Origin of the sequence: Streptosporangium becharense (genome assembly GCF_014204985.1) — a bacterium.
Taxonomy (GTDB): Bacteria; Actinomycetota; Actinomycetes; order Streptosporangiales; family Streptosporangiaceae; genus Streptosporangium; species Streptosporangium becharense.
In genome coordinates this window covers 2,127,895-2,144,045 of sequence record NZ_JACHMP010000001.1, presented here as the reverse complement: position 1 = coordinate 2,144,045, position 16,151 = coordinate 2,127,895, and the positions used below count along the sequence as shown (strand labels likewise).

Below are 16,151 nucleotides of genomic sequence, written 5' to 3'. Positions count from 1 at the left end.
GTCCTCCTGCCGCCCGGCCTCAGTCGGGGGGATCGGGCCACCTCTCGGGTGGCGACACGTAGGTGCCGCGACGGCCGGCGGTGACGACCCAGCCCTGCTCGCGAAGGAACGCGACCGAGTTGCGCACGGTCACCCGGGCGACCCCGTAGCGCTCCATGAGCGTTTTCTCGTCGGGAATCCGGCGACCGGCCCTGAGCGCGCCACGCCGGATCATCCCGGCGATCTCCATGGCGATCTCCTCGTACAACGGGGTCGTCCGCCGGTGCAGCCGGGTTCCCGCCGGGCCGACGAAGGTGCCCTTGCCGTGGACGGTGTGCACCAGCCCCCGCTCCCGGAGCTCGCGGGTCACACGGCGGGCCGTGGTGCGCGCGATGCCGTAGCCGGCCTCGAGCTCCGCCTCGCTGGGGACGGCCTCCCCGGGACCGAGATCGCCGTCGTCGATGTGACGCTGCACGAGGTCGGCGACCTGCTTGTACAGGGGCACGGGGCCGTCTCGATCGAGCACGCTCCCACGCTAGACATCCGGGAACCGGTTCCACCGGCGAATCCGCGAACGGCGCCGTCACCTCCCGGGCCACTCCTCCTCGGCGGAGACGTAACTGCCGCGTTGCGGCACCGTGTAGATCCAGCCCTGCTCGCGGAGAACGCCGACCGCGCGCCGCACGGTCTCCCTCGCCACGTCGTACTGCTGCATCAGCGTCGTCTCACTGGGGATGGGACGGCGCGGGCGTAGATCGCCGCCGCGGATGCGTTCGGCGACGTCTTCCGCGATCTGCTGGTACATGGGGATCCTGCGCGGCCGGCGGACTCCCCCGTCGGGTGGGCCGACGAACGTCCCCTCACCCTGCACGGTGTAGACGAGCCCTTCGTCACGAAGGATCTGCATCGCCTTCCTGGCGGTCGTGCGGGCGACGCCGAACTCGCTGCGGATGTCCGCCTCGCTCGGGACAGCGTGCCCCGAGGGGAGGGCCGCCTCCGTGATCCGCTGCCGGATGATCTCCGCGATCTGCAGGTAGAGGTGAGTGTCTCCGTCGTGATCGAGCACATTCGGAATATAGGCGAACGAGCACGTACATGCTCATATCGGAACATCCGCAAAGGCGAAACGCGACGGATGATTAGACGAGGAGATACAACTAGACGTATGATGCTCGTGTGGACGGGCGAGAGACAGGGGCGTCGTGGTGGCCGGGGTGTCGTTCGAGCGACATCACAGCCGCCACGTCGCCCCGCCGCAGATCAGGTACGAACGCGTCGACTGGCGGCCGCAGCGGCCGAGGTCCGACCGGGTGCGGGTGCAGGAGTACACCTGTGACTGCGGGAGCGTCTTCTACGAGCTCTGCCAGTCGGGCGGGCTGCTGTTCGTCCGCAGGACGGAGACGAGGGCCAACGGGGCGACGGTCGTGCACGAGTCGCCCTGGGAGATCGCGAAACAGGCGCGGGAGCTGTGGTTCCGGCTACTGATGGGTGCGGCCCGTTGACAGGCCCATGCCGAGCGGAGGGCGGACCGTCCCGCTCGGCTTCTCGAAGCCCCCGGCCTTCCTGAGAGGGGTAAGACGTCAGGGAGGCCGGGCGGCGGTCCCGCACCGGCGGAGGGGCCGGTGCGGGACCGCCGGCAAACGGCCCGGCAGGCGTCCCTTCCCACACCTGCCTGCCGGGCTCGTCTCCTCCGGGTGGCACCGGGATGTCCGGGAGGTCATCCGGTCGTGACGAGGAGGCGGGAGGGGCGTGCGATGCGGCGGGCACGGTGAAGGCCGGGGCCCGGATGCTCATCCGCGGTGGCGGACACTCTCGGACCGGTCGCAGGGGACGCGCCGCCAGGCCGTGTCGGTGACGACCAGGTGGTCGAGGAAGCGCAGGCCGAGGGTCTCGGCGGCGTCGTGGAGGCGGGCGGTCACCTCCAGGTCGGCCGCGCTGGGGGTGAGGGAACCGCTGGGATGGTTGTGGGCCAGACCGAACGAGGAACCGCCTGCGGCGAGGACGGTGCTCATGATCTCTCGGACCGGGGCCGGGGCGTGGTCGCTGCCGCCCTCGCCGACGATCGTCCTGCGGATCACCACGCCGCTCGGGCCACAGACCACCGCGACCACGCGTTCGTGACTCAGGCCGCGCAGGAGTGGGGCGGCCACCGCGGCCAGGTCGTCGGAGCAGGTCACGCGGCGGCGCTCCGGCTCCGACTGGGCCTGCCGCACCAGCTGGAAGGCCGCGACGACCCGTGCGGCCTTGGCCGGGCCGATGCCCGGGACCGACATCAGCCGATGGGCGTCGGAGCGGGCCAGCCCACGCAGGTCACCGCAGTGGGCGATCAGATGGGAGGCCAGTTCCATCGCGTTGGTGCCGCGGCTGCCGGAGCCGATGAGCAGGGCGAGGAGTTCTCGGTCGGCCAGGGAGGTGGCGCCGCCGGACAGCAGACGCTCACGGGGCTGGTCGTTGGGGGGCAGGTCCTTGACGCGCAATCGGCACCTCCGGCTCAGGAAACCAGGTCGGTTGTACCAGGAGGCGCCGACATTCCGGCGGGGTGTTCCGGACCGCCGCCCCGCTCCGGTCTCCGAAGCGGTCCGCCGAGGTCAGGCATGCAGGGGGTGGGTGTAGACGAGGCGGAAGCGGTCGCCGGGGATGACGATGTCACTGGTCTCCACCGGGCGGTCGCCGGCCCAGTGGGTGCGCTCGACGTGGAGGACGTGCACACCCGCGGGCAGGGCGAGGACGTCGCTCTCGGCGGGCTGTGGGACGCGGGTATAGACCTGCTCCACGATCTCGGTCACCGTGGCGCCGGCCATGGGCGGGCGGGGGCCGGGGCCGCGTGCCCCGTCCTCGTGCGCGGACTCGACGGGTTCGTAGGAGGTGGCGAGCTGCACCGGCCTGCCTTCGCCGCGCAGGACGTACCGGGTGCGGATGACCGGGGCGAATTCGTCCAGCCGGAGACGCCGGGCGATGTCGGGGGTGGCCTCCGCGGTATCGGTCCGGCGGTCCCAGCCCGGACGGCCCCCCTGGGGATGGGCGTCGGCCCCGAAGGGGAGACGGTCGTACGGGCGCCAGCGGTGCAGAGGGACCAGCGCCGGCCGGTCTCGCACGTAGTGGCCCGAGCCGACCCGGCCGACGATCAGTCCTTCGGCGGCGAGCACGCGGAGCGCGTGCCGGGCGGCGGTCTCGCCCACGCCGTACTTCCTGGTGAGCCGAGCGCGGGAGGGGATGAGGGCGCCGGGCGGAAGGGAACCGTCGACGATCTGACGGCGGATGTCGGCGACGACGCGCAGGTAGACAGGATCGGAACTGGCCACGTGTCCATCCCTGGGTTCGACGGGCGTTGCCCCATCCTGGCGTATTCGATGCACAACGCACGGTAACGGCGGCGATTTGGAACCCCAACTTTGCCGTCACTTCGGTGCGCGACGGAAAAATATCGCCGAGAGCGTGTAACGCCCGCGTAAGCACCCCCGATTGAACGGTAGAGGTCGTCGATGTGTGTACCCCCGAGCACATATCGACGGCCTCTTCCTCATTCTCCGCAGGTTCCGCGGACGCCGGGGAAGCCTGCGGCCGGCCCGTCCCGTCCCCCGGGTACGGCGCAGGGCGGGCATTCACCATGGCGGTATATATCCCCGTGTACGGTGTGCAGCGGGCACCTCGGGGGGATATTCGCTCCGGGGCACATCGGTGGACGGAGGTTAGGCGGGGTGGCGGAGTCCGCCGGTTCCACGGATCCAGGTAGCGTTCCCTCTATGGCAGCGCCAACTGGAACCTCCGACGCCCCCTTCGGCCGCATGCTGACCGCCATGGTCACGCCCTTCACCCGTGACGGATCGGTCGACTACGAGAGCGCGCAGCGCCTGGCCACCCACCTGGTGGACGACCAGCGCAACGACGGCCTGGTCGTGAGCGGCACGACAGGGGAGTCGCCGACGACGACCGACGACGAGAAGGAGCGCCTGCTGCGCGCCGTCGTCGAGGCGGTCGGCGACCGCGCCGCGATCGTGGCCGGGGCGGGAACCAACGACACCCACCACAGCCTCGGGCTGGCCCGCGCCGCCGAGCGCGCCGGGGCCCACGGTCTCCTGCTGGTGACGCCCTACTACAGCAAGCCGTCGCAGGAGGGGATCTACCGGCACTTCACGGCCGTGGCCGACGCCACGGGGCTGCCGGTCATGCTCTACGACATCCCCGGCCGCAGCGGCGTGCCGATCGGGAGCGAGACCCTGGTGCGGCTCGCCCGGCACGAGCGGATCGTCGCGGTGAAGGACGCCAAGGCCGACCTGTTCGCCGGTTCCCAGGTGATGGCGGCCACCGGCCTGGCCTACTACTCCGGTGACGACGCCCTCAACCTGCCGTGGCTCTCGGTCGGGGCCGCGGGATGCGTCAGCGTGGTCGGCCACGTCGTGGGCACCGAGATCGCCGCGATGATCGAGCTGTACCGAACCGGGGACGTCGCGGGTGCCCTCGCCGTCCACCGCAGGCTGCTCCCGGTGATCTCCGGGATCATGATGCAGGCCGGCGGCGTGGTCATGGCGAAGGCGGCGCTGTCCCTGGTCGGGTGGCCCGCGGGGCCGGTACGGCTGCCCCTGGCGGAGGCCACGGACGCGGAAGTGGCGCGACTGCGCGAAGACTTGATCGCCGGCGGCGTGAAGCTGTCCGACGGAGTTGTGGCATGACGGAGAACACGGTGGCCGATACCGGCCGCATTCGGGAGGAACGAGAGTTTGCGCGACAGAAGATACAGCGGCCCCCTGCGGGTCCGAGTGCTCGGCGAAGGGGTGGCCCTGCCGTCCGTGGGGGCCGCCGGCGCCGGTGAGACAGGTAAGAGAGGTGTGACCGGATGAGTCACCCCCATCCCGAACTGGGGCCGCCGCCCGCGCTTCCCGAGGGTGCGCTGCGCATCGTCGCGCTGGGCGGCCTGGGTGAGATCGGCCGCAACATGGCCGTGTTCGAGTACGACGGCCGGCTGCTGATCGTCGACTGCGGGGTGCTGTTCCCCGACCTCGAACAGCCGGGCGTCGACCTGATCCTGCCCGACTTCGAGTACATCCGCGACCGCCTCGACGACATCGAGGCCGTGGTGCTGACCCACGGGCACGAGGACCACATCGGCGCCGTGCCGTACCTGCTGCGTGAGCGGCGCGACATCCCGATCGCGGGGTCCAGGCTGACCCTGGCGCTCATCGAGGCCAAGCTCACCGAGCACCGCATCCAGCCGGTCAAGCGCGAGGTGGTGGAGGGCGAGCGGCACAGCTTCGGGCCGTTCGACTGCGAGTTCCTCGCCGTCAACCACTCCATCCCGGACGCGCTGGCGGTCGCGATCCGCACACCCGCGGGCATCGTGCTGCACACCGGCGACTTCCGGATGGACCAGCTGCCCAGCGACGGGCGCCTGACCGACCTGGGGGGCTTCGCCCGGCTCGGCGCCGAGGGCGTCGACCTGCTGATGTCCGACTCGACCAACGCCGAGGTGCCCGGGTTCGTCACCAGCGAGCGGGAGATCGGGCCGGTCATCGACGAGGTGATCCGCACCGCGGAGAACCGGGTGATCGTGGCGAGCTTCGCCTCCCACATCCACCGCGTGCAGCAGGTCATGGACTCCGCCGCCAAGCACGGCCGCAAGGTCGCCCTGGTCGGCCGTTCGATGGTGCGCAACATGGGCGTCGCCCGTGAGCTGGGTTACCTGCGGGTCTCCCCGAACCTCATCGTCGACTCCCGGGACATCGAGGACCTGCCGCCGCGGGACGTGGTGCTGATCTGCACCGGTTCGCAGGGGGAGCCGATGGCCGCGCTGTCGCGCATGGCCAACCGCGACCACTCGATCAGGATCGCCGAGGGCGACACGGTGCTGCTGGCCTCCTCGCTGGTGCCCGGCAACGAGACCGCCGTCAACAAGGTGATCAACGGCCTGAGCCGCTGGGGTGCGCGGGTGGTGCACAAGGGCAACGCCAAGGTGCACGTCTCCGGGCACGCCGCCGCAGGCGAGTTGCTGTACGTGCTGAACATGACCCGCCCGTCCAACTTCATGCCGGTGCACGGGGAGTGGCGCCATCTGCGGGCGCACGCCAAGCTCGCCGCGCTGACCGGGGTGCCCGAGGACCACATCGTGATCGCCGAGGACGGCGTCGTGGTGGACCTGGTCGACGGCCGGGCGCGGATCGTGGGTGCGGTGCCCGCCGGTTACGTCTACGTGGACGGCACCTCGGTGGGCGACATCACCGACTTCGCGCTGAAGGACCGGCGGATCCTGGGCGAGGAGGGGTTCGTCTCCATCGTCATCGTGATCGACACCGCCACCGGCAAGCTGGCCGCCCCGCCGGAGATCCACGCCCGAGGCTCGGGCATCGACGCCACGGGCTTCGAGGAGGTCCTGCCGCAGGTCGAGCGTGCCCTGCAGGAGAACGCGGCCGACGGGGTGGTCGACATCCAGCAGGCCCGCCGGGTGGTCCGCCGGACCGTCGGGCGGTGGGTGAGCGACAGCTACCGCCGCCGGCCGATGATCATCCCGGTGGTCGTCGAGGTCTGACCCCGCGTCCCGTGCGGCGATCGCGTCCCGGCCGCCGCACGGGTCCGCGCCGTCGCGCGGGCCGGTCCCCACTGCCGTGCGGGCCGGTCACCGCATCCCGAACGGCCCCCCTCCGCGGGGAGCGCGATCAGCAGACGCCGGGCAGGGAGCAGACCTTGCCGGCCATCTTCCTGGCATCCCTCAGCTGCTCGGTGAAGTCGCGGTCGTACACCTTCTCGGCGGAGTCGCCGGAGAGGAGGTAGACGGCCACGGCCCGGCCCTTGCGCATGACCACGGCCCGCTGGCCCTGCAGGCTGGGTTTCCCGGTGCTGGGGTGGTCGCCGCCCTGGATCGCCACCCGCACGGCCTGGTCCCCCGCCTTGACCGGCTGCGTCGTGGTCTTGAAGGGCACGGAGTGGGATGTGAACTTCGCGCACTTGCGGGCCTGCTTGAGCAGGCCGGCGAACGCGCTGCGCGCGGCGCTCTCCGAGCGGTAGACCACCAGCTGCTCGCCCCGGTAGAAGAGGGGGGCGTTGAAGCCGACCGTCCGCGCGCTCACCTGACCGCCGCGCATGTGCTTGCTCAGGTCACACGGGGAGAATCCGGGGTTCTTGCCCAACTTGTTGCTGATCGTCCATTTCTCTTCGGTCGGGTCGTCCACCGGCTTGCGGGCCTCGGACTCATACAACAGGAAGTCCTTGGGGAACTGCCCGGCGGCCTGTCCCGTCTCGGCGAGGGCGGTGCCGCCGGCGAGCGCGGTCGCGAGCGTCGCGCCCGCCACCGCTGCCGCCGTCGTCACGCGCAGCGCCATCCGTCGTCCAGTTCCGGTCATCGTGAGCCTTTCCGCTTCGTCGATCCTTCTCCCCGCCCGGTGAGACGCGGGTGCTCCGGTGAAAGTTCGCGCGGCCTCCGGCGCCGGAGGCCGCGTCGCCGTCGTCATGCGGTCAGCAGACGCCGGGCAGCGAGCAGACCTTGCCCGCCATCCTCCGGGCGTCCACCAGTTGCTCGGAGAAGTGGTCGCTCTTCACCGAGTGGTACTCGGCCCCGTGGAGGTAGAGCGCCAGGGCACGGCCCTTGCGCACGACGACGGCCCGCTGGCCGCCGACGACGGGACGCCCGTTCTTGTCGTAGGCCTGGATGGTCAGCCGCGCGGCCTGGTCGCCGATGCCGACCGCCTGCGCCGAGGCCTTGAAGACCAGGGAGCCGGACTTGTCGACCTTGCATCGGTTGACCTGTGCGAGCAGGCCGGACATGGCGGAGCGTGCGGCGCCGGCGGTGCGGTAGAGAACCAGTTGCTCGGCCCGGTGGACCTCGGAGAAGGAGTACTCGATCGTCCGGGCGCTCACCCGGCCGCCGTCCGAGGGGCTGTTCAGGGTGCACGGGTTGAACGCGAGGTTGCTGCTCAGCTTGTTGCTGATCGTCCACTTCTCCCCGAGAGAGGGGTCGACCGGCTTGCGGGCCTCCGCCTCGTACAGCAGGAAGCCGCGGGGGATCTGCCCCGACGTCTGTCCCGTCTCGGCGAGGGCGACGCCCCCGGTGAAGGCGGTCGTGAGGGCCGCCCCCGTCGCCGCCACGAACAGTGCGGTCCGCCTTGTCCCGGTCATCGAAGTCCTTCTCCGTTCGTCGTGTCGTCTCCCCGTACGCCATGAGATGCGGGGGCGGCGCGGAAAGTTCGCGGAACGCGGTGACGGGTGCGCGGAGAGAGGTGCCGTTATATGCTCGTACTGTTCTATGTAGCAGCTTTTAATTCCATGTAGTAGAACAAAGGAGGATCGATGGAGGTACGGCACGCCACGGCACCCGACCAGATACCCGGGGCGACCACCGACTGGCTGCGCCGCCGGTTCCTGGCGGAGCGGCTCTTCGTGCCCGGGGAGGTCCGTCTGCTCTACTCCCACGAGGACCGGATCGTGATCGGCGGCGCGCAGCCGGAGGACACGCCGCTGAGGCTGCACAGCCCCGACCCGCTCAGGTCCGACTACTTCCTCCAGCGCCGTGAGCTGGGCGTGGTCAACGTGGGCGAGGCGGGCACGGTGACCGTCGACGGCGTGTCGTACGGGCTGGCGCCCAGGGAGTGCCTCTACGCCGGTCGCGAGTCGCGCGAGGTGACTTTCGAGGGCGGTCCGTTCTACCTGGTCTCCACCCCCGCGCACGCGACCCTGCCGACCGCGCGGGCGACGCTGGAGGACGCCGAGCCGGTGCGGCTGGGCGGCCGGGACGGGTCCAACGAACGCACGATCTACAAGTACATCCACGCCAAAGGCGTCCAGAGCTGTCAGCTCGTGCTGGGCGTGACCGTGCTGGAGCCCGGCAGCATGTGGAACACCATGCCCTGCCACACCCATGAGCGCCGGACCGAGGTCTACCTCTACTTCGACCTGCCGCCGGGGGAGCGGGTGATCCACCTGATGGGGCGGCCCGACGAGACCCGCAACCTGGTGGTCGCCGACCGGCAGGCGGTGATCTCGCCGTCCTGGTCGGTGCACTGCGGCTTCGGCACCCGGAGCTACTCCTTCGTCTGGGCCATGGGCGGGGAGAACCAGGCGTTCGAGGACATGGAGCAGGTCGCGATCGGCGAGATGCGCTGATGTTCTCCCTGGAGGGCAAGACCGCGCTCGTCACCGGCGCGCGCACCGGGATCGGGCGGGCCCTGGCGGTGGGCCTGGCCGCGGCCGGGGCCGATTTGGTCCTGCACGGCCGTGACGACGACCTGGACGAGGTCGAGGCCGAGGTACGCGAGATCGGCCGGCGGGTCTCGCGGTGGATCCTCGACCTGTCGGACCCGGGACGCGTCCCCGAGGCCGCCGGGCGGCTGGAGCCGATCGACGTGCTGGTCAACAACGCGGGGATCATCCGCAGGGCTCCAGCCGCCGAACACCCCTACGACTCCTTCCGCGAGGTCCTCGACGTCAACCTGGACGCGGTCTTCCTGCTCAGCCAGGCCGTCGGGACGCGCATGCTGGCCCGCGGCTCCGGGAAGATCATCATGATCGCCTCCATGCTGTCCTTCCAGGGCGGCGTCAACGTCCCCGGCTACACCGCCTCCAAGCACGCCGTGGCCGGGCTCACCAGGGCTCTGGCCTGCGAGTGGGCGGGCTCCGGGGTGCAGGTCAACGCCATCGCCCCCGGCTACATCAGGACGAACAACACCGAACGCCTGTGGGACGACCCCGCGCGGGAGGCCGAGATCCGGGCACGCATCCCGGCGGGCCGCTGGGGTGCTCCGGCGGACCTCGTGGGAGCGGCCGTCTTCCTGGCGTCCGCTGCCTCCGACTACGTCAACGGGCACGTGCTGGCGGTGGATGGAGGCTGGTTGGCGCGCTGACCAGTAGGCTCACGGTCGTGGTCAGGGAAGGCAGCTCCATCGACAAGGCGCTGGCGGTGCTGGAGGCGATAGCCGAGCACCATCGCGTAACCGACATCGCCGCCGCGACGGGGGTGTCGAAATCGACCGTCCATCGCATCCTCCAGTCGCTCGTCGAGTGGGGGTTCGCGCGGGCGGACGGCAGCGGGGGTTACGAGCCCGGCCCCCGCATCCTCACACTGGCGGGGCGGGTCATGAACCGCTTCGACCCGGCCCGCCAGGCGTCCGTGGCGCTGAACGCCCTGCACGAGCGGATCGGCTACACCACGCACTTCGCGATCCGCAGCGGCGACGAAGCCGTCTACGTCGACAAGCTGGAGGGCCGGCGGCCGTACCAGATGCCCTCGCGCGTCGGCATGAGCCTGCGCCTGCACTGCACCGCGATCGGCAAGGCGATCCTCGCCCAGCTGGGCGAGGACGAGGTCCGCGCCATCTGTGCCCGCACGGGCATGCCCGCCGCCACGCCCGGCACCCTGACGACGCCGGACGGGCTCGTGGCCCATCTGGCCGAGGTGCGCGCCCGCGGCTACGCGCTGGACGACGAGGAGAACCTCCCCGGCATCCTGTGCGTGGCGGCCCCGGTCTTCGACCACACCGGTCAGGTGCTCGGCGGCATCTCCATCTCCGCCCTGGCGATGGACATGAGCCGCGAGGACGTCGAGCGGTTCGCCCCCGAGGTGGTCGCGGCGGCCAAGGAGGTCTCCCGCGCTCTCGGCGCTCCCGAACCGGTCCTGCGCGGCTGACGGGCGGGGGCCGTCAGCCCGCCGCTCCGGCCGGCGGCCCGTTACACCACTTCTGAGTCCGCGATGGCTGCTCGGCGCATATTGTTTCATGTAGCGGAATCTGGTGTCATGTTATGCAACACAATGATCCGGAGGTCGTCATGCCGAACATCACCGTCGAGCTGCTGTCGGGTCGGACCCTCGACCAGCGCCGCGAATTCGTGGCCGCGCTGACCGACGCGGCGGTGGACATCCTGAAGGCGCGCCGCGAGGCGGTGCGCATCGTCTTCACGGAGATCGAGAAGTCCGACGTCGCCAACGGTGGCGTCCTGGAGTCCGACAAGTAGTACGAGGCCGCCACGTCCGAGGCTCCCGGCGGGAGCGGACGTGGCGGCCTCGCGGCGGTCCTGCGGCAACGCCGTGGTGCCGCCATGGCGGCCCGGTGTCAGCCGCTCGCACCCGCCCGCTCCGGCGCGGTGTCGGCGTCGGTGTCCAGGGAGTCGACCAACGCGTCGCGATCGGCGCGGTTCTCCGGCTTCAGCAGCCCGATCGCCACGTAGAGGACCAGTGACGTCACCAGCGGCACGCCGACCACCATCGCGGTGTCCTTGGCCTCGACGATCCACTTCACGTACGCCCAGACGCCCAGGCCCGCGGCCCAGGAGACGATCGCCGCGGTCGGGCCGCTCCGCCGGAACCACGGCAGCATGCCCAGCATCAGCGGGATCGAGATCGGTCCCATCGTCGCCGCGACCAGGTCGACCACGATCTTCAGTACGACGCCCTGACCCTCGGTCGAGATGGCGATCACCATGCTGATCAGTACGAAGACGAACGTGGTCACCCGGGCGAAGGTCAGTTCGGCCCGGGCGGACAGTTCGCGCACCCGGCGGACGATCACCGGGGCGATGTCCCGGGTGATGACCGAGGAGATCACGTTGGCGTCGGAGGCGACCATGGCCATGGTGTGCGAGAAGAAGCCCGCCAGCACCAGGCCGATCACACCCGGCGGCAGCAGGGTCTGCGCCAGCCGTACATAGGCCTCTTCGGCGTTGGCCAGGCCGGGCACGATGAGCGGCGCGGCGAACATCGGGATGAACAGGATCAGCGGCCAGATGAGCCACAGCGCGCTCGACAGCAGCGCCGAGCGCTTGGCCTCCGAGCCCGAGGAGGCGGCCATGTAGCGCTGGGCGAGGTTCCACATTCCGCCGTTGTACTCGAAGGTCTTGATGAAGAGCAGGGCGAGGAAGAACGTCGTCGTGTAGGGCCCGTTGAAGGGGTCGCCGTGCCCTTCGGGAAGCTTGTCCCACATCGTCCACAGGGTGGCGACGCCGTCCAGGTGCGCCATGATCGCGATGAACATGGCGACGCCCGCGACACCCTGGATGACGAACTGCCCGAAGTCGGTGAGCACGTCCGCCCACAGGCCCCCGGCCGTGATGTAGATCAGCGTGACGGCTCCGGTGACCAGGATTCCCCACCGGATCGGGATCCCCGCGAAGCCCCGGAGCAGGATCGCGATCGCCACCCACTTGGCCGCGATGTCCACCACCTTCAGCAGCGCGCCGCTGTAGGCCAGCACCTGCTGGGTCGGCAGGTTGTAACGCCTGGCGAGGTACTCCAGGGGGGAGACCACGCCGTGCTTCGACCGGAGCCGGTTCCACCGGGCCGCCCAGAGGAAGGCCCCGACACCGACGCCGAGGCCGATGGTCAGCGCCCACCAGACGTACATGGCCAGCCCGTACTGGTAGGCGACGGCCGCGAACGCCACGAACATGATCGCGCTGTAACCCGACATGTGGTGGGAGATGCCGGATAACCACCAGGGGATGCGGCCGCCGGCGGTGAAGAAGTCGACCACATTCTTGATGCGGCTCTTCGACCACACGCCGATGGCGACCATGACAAGGAAGTACGCCCCAAGGACGAGCCAGTCGAGTGCGGACATGTGTCTCCTCCCAACGCTCTGTTGGTGAGGAGGTTCTATTACATGGAACGCAATGTCAATACATAGAATGGAATGCGCTTTCCTTGGGGGCCATTGGGGGATTTAAGGGTTTTGTCGGTTTTGCTGGAGTATCGCCATTAATGTGATGCTGATCACGGTAGGGAGGAGAGCGTCGCCGTTCCGGCGTGCCTCCCTGCGATTCACCACCCGTCTCGTTAGCCTCGTTAACATGGCCACCCGTACGTCTAAAGGCGCCTCAGGCAAGCCCTCCGGCAGAGGGCCCGCCGGCCGGCCCGGGTCCCCCTCGGCCCGCACGTCGCCCGCCCGGCGGGCCTCCACCGCGCGGCCGAAGGCCGCAGCCTCGGCCCGCAGGCCCGCCCCGGCGCGGCCCGATCCGATCGGCTGGGTCCTCATCATGATCGGCAAGCTGTTCATGGGGGTCTGGATGCTCCTCGCCGGGGGCATCGGCAGCGCGGCGCGGGCCCTGGGGCAGAACGCCCGCGAGCTCGACCCCGCGCACCGTCGCGACGGCCTCGGCCTCGCCGTGTTCGCCGGGGCGATCGTGCTGGCGGCCATGACCTGGCGGCAGAGCACCGGCACGGTCTCCGGTGTGGTCAACGCCGTCATGCGCGGTGTCTTCGGGTCGCTGACCTGGCTGGTCCCGATTCTGCTGGCCCTGCTGGCCTGGCGACTGCTGCGCCATCCGGACCAGAACGCCGACACCGGCCGGATGATGATCGGCTGGTCCGCCCTCGCCGTCGGCGTGCTCGGTGTCGTGCACGTCGTCCACAACACGCCGTACCCGTCGGGTGGCCCCTCGGACGGCATGGACAAGGTCTCGGCGGCGGGGGGGATGATCGGCTTCGTCGTCTCGGCGCCGCCGGCCAGCATCCTGCCCGCCTTCGTCACCATCCCGCTGCTACTGATCCTCTCCGGCTTCGGGGTGCTGGTGATCACCGCGACGCCGGTGCACCGGATCCCCGAACGGCTGGCGGAGATCCGGCACATGCTCTTCAACCGCGAGGCGCCGGCGCGGCCGCGCACCCCCAGGAAGCGGCCCGTCACGCGCAAGAAGCCGGCGGCCGACGGCTCCGAGCCGGGCGACACCGTCAAGCCGTACGACACCCCCGTGGTCGCCGGGTCGCAGGAGGACAAGCTCGCCGACCACGCGCCGGAGATCGTTCCCGGCCTGGTCACGGAGGAGGAGCCGCAGGCCGCCATGCCCGTGCCGGCCGAGCCGCCCGTGCCCACCCCGGCACCGCGCAAGGTCGAGCAGCTCGTGCTGTCACCGCAGGCCGGGCCCTACACCCTGCCCGACGCCCAGCTGCTGCGTCCCGGCAGCGCCCCCAAGCCGCAGACGAAGGCCAACACGGTCGTCGTCAACGCCCTCACCAGCGTGCTGGAGCAGTTCGCCATCGACGCCCAGGTGATCGGCTTCACCCGGGGACCGACGGTCACGCGCTACGAGATCGAGCTCGGCCCCGCGGTCAAGGTCGAGAAGGTCACCGCGCTCACCAAGAACATCGCCTACGCCGTCAAGTCCGCCGACGTCCGGATCCTGTCCCCCATCCCCGGCAAGTCGGCGATCGGCGTCGAGATCCCCAACACCGACAAGGATCTCGTCTCGCTGGGCGACATCCTGCGTTCCCAGGTCGCCCAGGCCGACCACCACCCGATGATCGTCGGGCTGGGCAAGGACGTCGAGGGACGCACGATCGTGGCCAACCTCGCCAAGATGCCGCACCTGCTCATCGCGGGCGCCACCGGTGCCGGAAAGTCGGTCTGCGTCAACGGTCTGATCTCCTCGATCCTGATGCGCGCCACACCGGACGAGGTGCGGATGGTCCTGGTCGACCCCAAGCGGGTCGAGCTGAGCGTGTACGAGGGCATCCCGCACCTCATCACGCCGATCATCACCAACCCCAAGAAGGCCGCCGAGGCCCTGGAATGGGTCGTCGGGGAGATGGACCGCCGCTACGACGACCTGGCCGCCAGCGGCTTCCGGCACGTCGACGACTTCAACAAGGCGGTGCGCTCGGGCAAGCTCGTGCCGCCCCCCGGCAGCGAACGGGTCTACCAGCCCTACCCCTACCTGCTGGTGATCGTCGACGAGCTCGCCGACCTGATGATGGTCGCCCCCCGCGACGTGGAAGACTCCATCGTCCGCATCACCCAGCTCGCCCGCGCCGCCGGGATCCACCTGGTCATCGCCACCCAGCGGCCCAGCGTGGACGTCGTCACCGGCCTGATCAAGGCCAACGTCCCCTCGCGGCTGGCGTTCGCCACCTCGTCGCTGTCCGACTCCCGGGTCATCCTCGACCAGCCGGGCGCCGAGAAGCTCGTCGGGCAGGGTGACGCGCTCTTCCTGCCGATGGGCGCCAGCAAGCCCATGCGCCTGCAGAACGCCTTCATCTCCGAGAAGGAGATCACCGAGATCGTCGCGCACTGCAAGGCCCAGATGGCGGCCGAGTACCGCGACGACGTCGCCGCCGTGTCGACCGCCAAGAAGGAGATCGACGAGGAGATCGGCGACGACCTCGACCTGCTCGTCCAGGCGGCCGAGCTGATCGTCACCACCCAGTTCGGCTCCACCTCGATGCTCCAGCGCAAGCTCCGGGTGGGCTTCGCCAAGGCGGGACGCCTGATGGACCTGCTGGAGAGCCGGAACGTGGTCGGCCCGAGCGAGGGGTCCAAGGCCAGGGAGGTCCTGGTCAAGCCCGACGAGCTTGCGGGGCTTCTGGCCGACTTGAGAGGAGAATGACGATCCCACTGCGCACTCTCCGCCCGATTACTGATTGAATGGGAGTCGCTACGCAACGTCGGGGGCTGGGGGGCGTGCGCTATGGACATAGGCGGCGATCTGGCGGAGGCGCGACGGTCGATGGGGCTGACCGTCGGGCAGTTGAGCGCGCGGACGCGCATCCGCGAGGTGATCATTCAGGCGATCGAGCGGAACGACTTCTCCGCCTGCGGCGGCGATTTCTACGCCCGCGGGCACATCCGCAACATCGCCAGGGTCGTCGGGCTCGATCCCGAGGCCCTGGTGCACCGTTACGACGAGGAGCACGGGGGCGTGCCGCTGCCGGTCCGCGCCGCGAGCATCTTCCAGGCCGACACGCCCATCAGGATCCGCGAGCGCCGCTCGCCCAACTGGACCATGGCCATGGCGGTCGCGCTGGTCATCGTCGTCGTGTTCGGCGTGGTCCGGACGATGGGCGGCGACGGCGACACGCCGACCGCCGACGTCGTCCCGGTGCCTCCGGCCGCGCCGTCGGCTCCGGCCGGTTCGGCGCCCGACTCCCCGCGCCGGACGACGCCGCTGGCCAAGAGCAAGCGCAGCGACGTGGTCGTCCTGAAGGTCCGGGCGGAGCGGTCCTCGTGGGTGGAAGCCGAGGACGCGAACGGACGCAGGCTCTTCGCCGGAGTCCTCGGAGCGGGCAAGACCACCGTCCTGCGGGCCAGGAAGATGAAAGTCACCTTCGCCGACGGAGGAGCGGTGACCCTGCAGATGAACGGCAAGAACATCGGTGCCCCCGGGCGTCCCGGGCAGGTGGTCAACCGCTCCTACGCGGTCTCCGCGGCCAAGGAGGGCCGGCGCTGAGGTCGCTCGAATAGGGGGGAGGTGCACCGGGTAGTGGC

At 70.3% G+C, this 16,151-nt stretch carries 16 protein-coding genes; 9 read left to right on the top strand and 7 right to left on the bottom strand.

Annotated elements, in window-relative coordinates; translation table 11 throughout:
- Window positions 1-19: 19 nt before the first annotated feature.
- Window positions 20-505, bottom strand: coding sequence for a GntR family transcriptional regulator (locus F4562_RS09210; protein WP_184542598.1), 486 nt, complete (start codon window positions 503-505; stop codon window positions 20-22).
- Window positions 506-562: 57 nt separating this feature from the next.
- Complete coding sequence (locus tag F4562_RS09205) at window positions 563-1,045, bottom strand: GntR family transcriptional regulator (protein WP_184542596.1); 483 nt, start codon at window positions 1,043-1,045, stop codon at window positions 563-565.
- Between the two features lie 148 nt (window positions 1,046-1,193).
- Here F4562_RS09205 and F4562_RS09200 point away from each other — a divergent pair, with 148 nt between their 5' ends.
- Window positions 1,194-1,481, top strand: coding sequence for a hypothetical protein (locus F4562_RS09200; protein ID WP_221207105.1), 288 nt, complete (start codon window positions 1,194-1,196; stop codon window positions 1,479-1,481).
- 288 nt (window positions 1,482-1,769) lie between these two features.
- On the opposite strand, the gene F4562_RS09195 is transcribed toward F4562_RS09200, so the two are convergent.
- Both F4562_RS09195 and F4562_RS09190 read right to left on the bottom strand, forming a co-directional pair.
- A complete protein-coding gene (locus F4562_RS09195) occupies window positions 1,770-2,456 on the bottom strand; it encodes a JAB domain-containing protein (protein ID WP_184542591.1) in 687 nt (228 codons plus the stop codon).
- 111 nt (window positions 2,457-2,567) lie between these two features.
- A complete protein-coding gene (locus F4562_RS09190; protein WP_184542589.1) occupies window positions 2,568-3,281 on the bottom strand; it encodes a GntR family transcriptional regulator in 714 nt (237 codons plus the stop codon).
- 441 nt (window positions 3,282-3,722) lie between these two features.
- Between F4562_RS09190 and dapA the strand changes: the two genes are divergently transcribed.
- Window positions 3,723-4,649, top strand: coding sequence for a 4-hydroxy-tetrahydrodipicolinate synthase (gene dapA / locus F4562_RS09185; RefSeq protein ID WP_184542588.1), 927 nt, complete (start codon window positions 3,723-3,725; stop codon window positions 4,647-4,649).
- Between the two features lie 164 nt (window positions 4,650-4,813).
- Entirely contained in the window at window positions 4,814-6,499 is a 1,686-nt protein-coding gene (locus F4562_RS09180; RefSeq protein WP_184542586.1) for a ribonuclease J, read from the top strand.
- A 127-nt stretch (window positions 6,500-6,626) separates the two neighbouring features.
- Here the strand turns inward: F4562_RS09180 and F4562_RS09175 are convergent, their stop codons facing one another.
- Together F4562_RS09175 and F4562_RS09170 are read right to left on the bottom strand one after the other, a co-directional pair.
- The gene (locus F4562_RS09175; protein ID WP_184542584.1) at window positions 6,627-7,289 is read right to left on the bottom strand and encodes a hypothetical protein; all 663 of its coding nucleotides are present in this window, start codon (window positions 7,287-7,289) and stop codon (window positions 6,627-6,629) included.
- 133 nt (window positions 7,290-7,422) lie between these two features.
- Window positions 7,423-8,082 (bottom strand): hypothetical protein, encoded by a 660-nt coding sequence (locus F4562_RS09170; RefSeq protein ID WP_184542582.1) that lies wholly within the window; start codon window positions 8,080-8,082, stop codon window positions 7,423-7,425.
- Between the two features lie 171 nt (window positions 8,083-8,253).
- Between F4562_RS09170 and kduI the strand changes: the two genes are divergently transcribed.
- The 4 genes from kduI (at window position 8,254) to F4562_RS09150 (ending at window position 10,911) form a co-directional block, all read left to right on the top strand.
- Window positions 8,254-9,066: a 5-dehydro-4-deoxy-D-glucuronate isomerase gene (gene kduI, locus F4562_RS09165; RefSeq protein WP_184542580.1), complete on the top strand. Its 813-nt coding sequence runs from the start codon at window positions 8,254-8,256 to the stop codon at window positions 9,064-9,066.
- On the top strand, window positions 9,066-9,803 hold the full coding sequence (locus F4562_RS09160; protein WP_184542578.1) for an SDR family oxidoreductase: 738 nt from the start codon (window positions 9,066-9,068) through the stop codon (window positions 9,801-9,803). Before kduI ends, F4562_RS09160 begins: the two co-directional genes overlap by 1 nt.
- A gap of 17 nt (window positions 9,804-9,820) precedes the next feature.
- Window positions 9,821-10,585, top strand: a complete 765-nt coding sequence (locus F4562_RS09155; protein ID WP_184542576.1) for an IclR family transcriptional regulator — start codon at window positions 9,821-9,823, stop codon at window positions 10,583-10,585.
- A gap of 113 nt (window positions 10,586-10,698) precedes the next feature.
- Complete coding sequence (locus F4562_RS09150) at window positions 10,699-10,911, top strand: tautomerase family protein (protein ID WP_221207104.1); 213 nt, start codon at window positions 10,699-10,701, stop codon at window positions 10,909-10,911.
- A gap of 98 nt (window positions 10,912-11,009) precedes the next feature.
- Here the strand turns inward: F4562_RS09150 and F4562_RS09145 are convergent, their stop codons facing one another.
- Window positions 11,010-12,512 (bottom strand): sodium:solute symporter family protein, encoded by a 1,503-nt coding sequence (locus tag F4562_RS09145; protein ID WP_184542571.1) that lies wholly within the window; start codon window positions 12,510-12,512, stop codon window positions 11,010-11,012.
- Between the two features lie 229 nt (window positions 12,513-12,741).
- On the opposite strand from F4562_RS09145, the gene F4562_RS09140 reads away from it, so the two are divergent.
- Window positions 12,742-15,273: a DNA translocase FtsK gene (locus F4562_RS09140; protein ID WP_184542569.1), complete on the top strand. Its 2,532-nt coding sequence runs from the start codon at window positions 12,742-12,744 to the stop codon at window positions 15,271-15,273.
- An 81-nt stretch (window positions 15,274-15,354) separates the two neighbouring features.
- Complete coding sequence (locus F4562_RS09135) at window positions 15,355-16,113, top strand: helix-turn-helix domain-containing protein (protein ID WP_184542567.1); 759 nt, start codon at window positions 15,355-15,357, stop codon at window positions 16,111-16,113.
- Window positions 16,114-16,151: the final 38 nt, after the last annotated feature.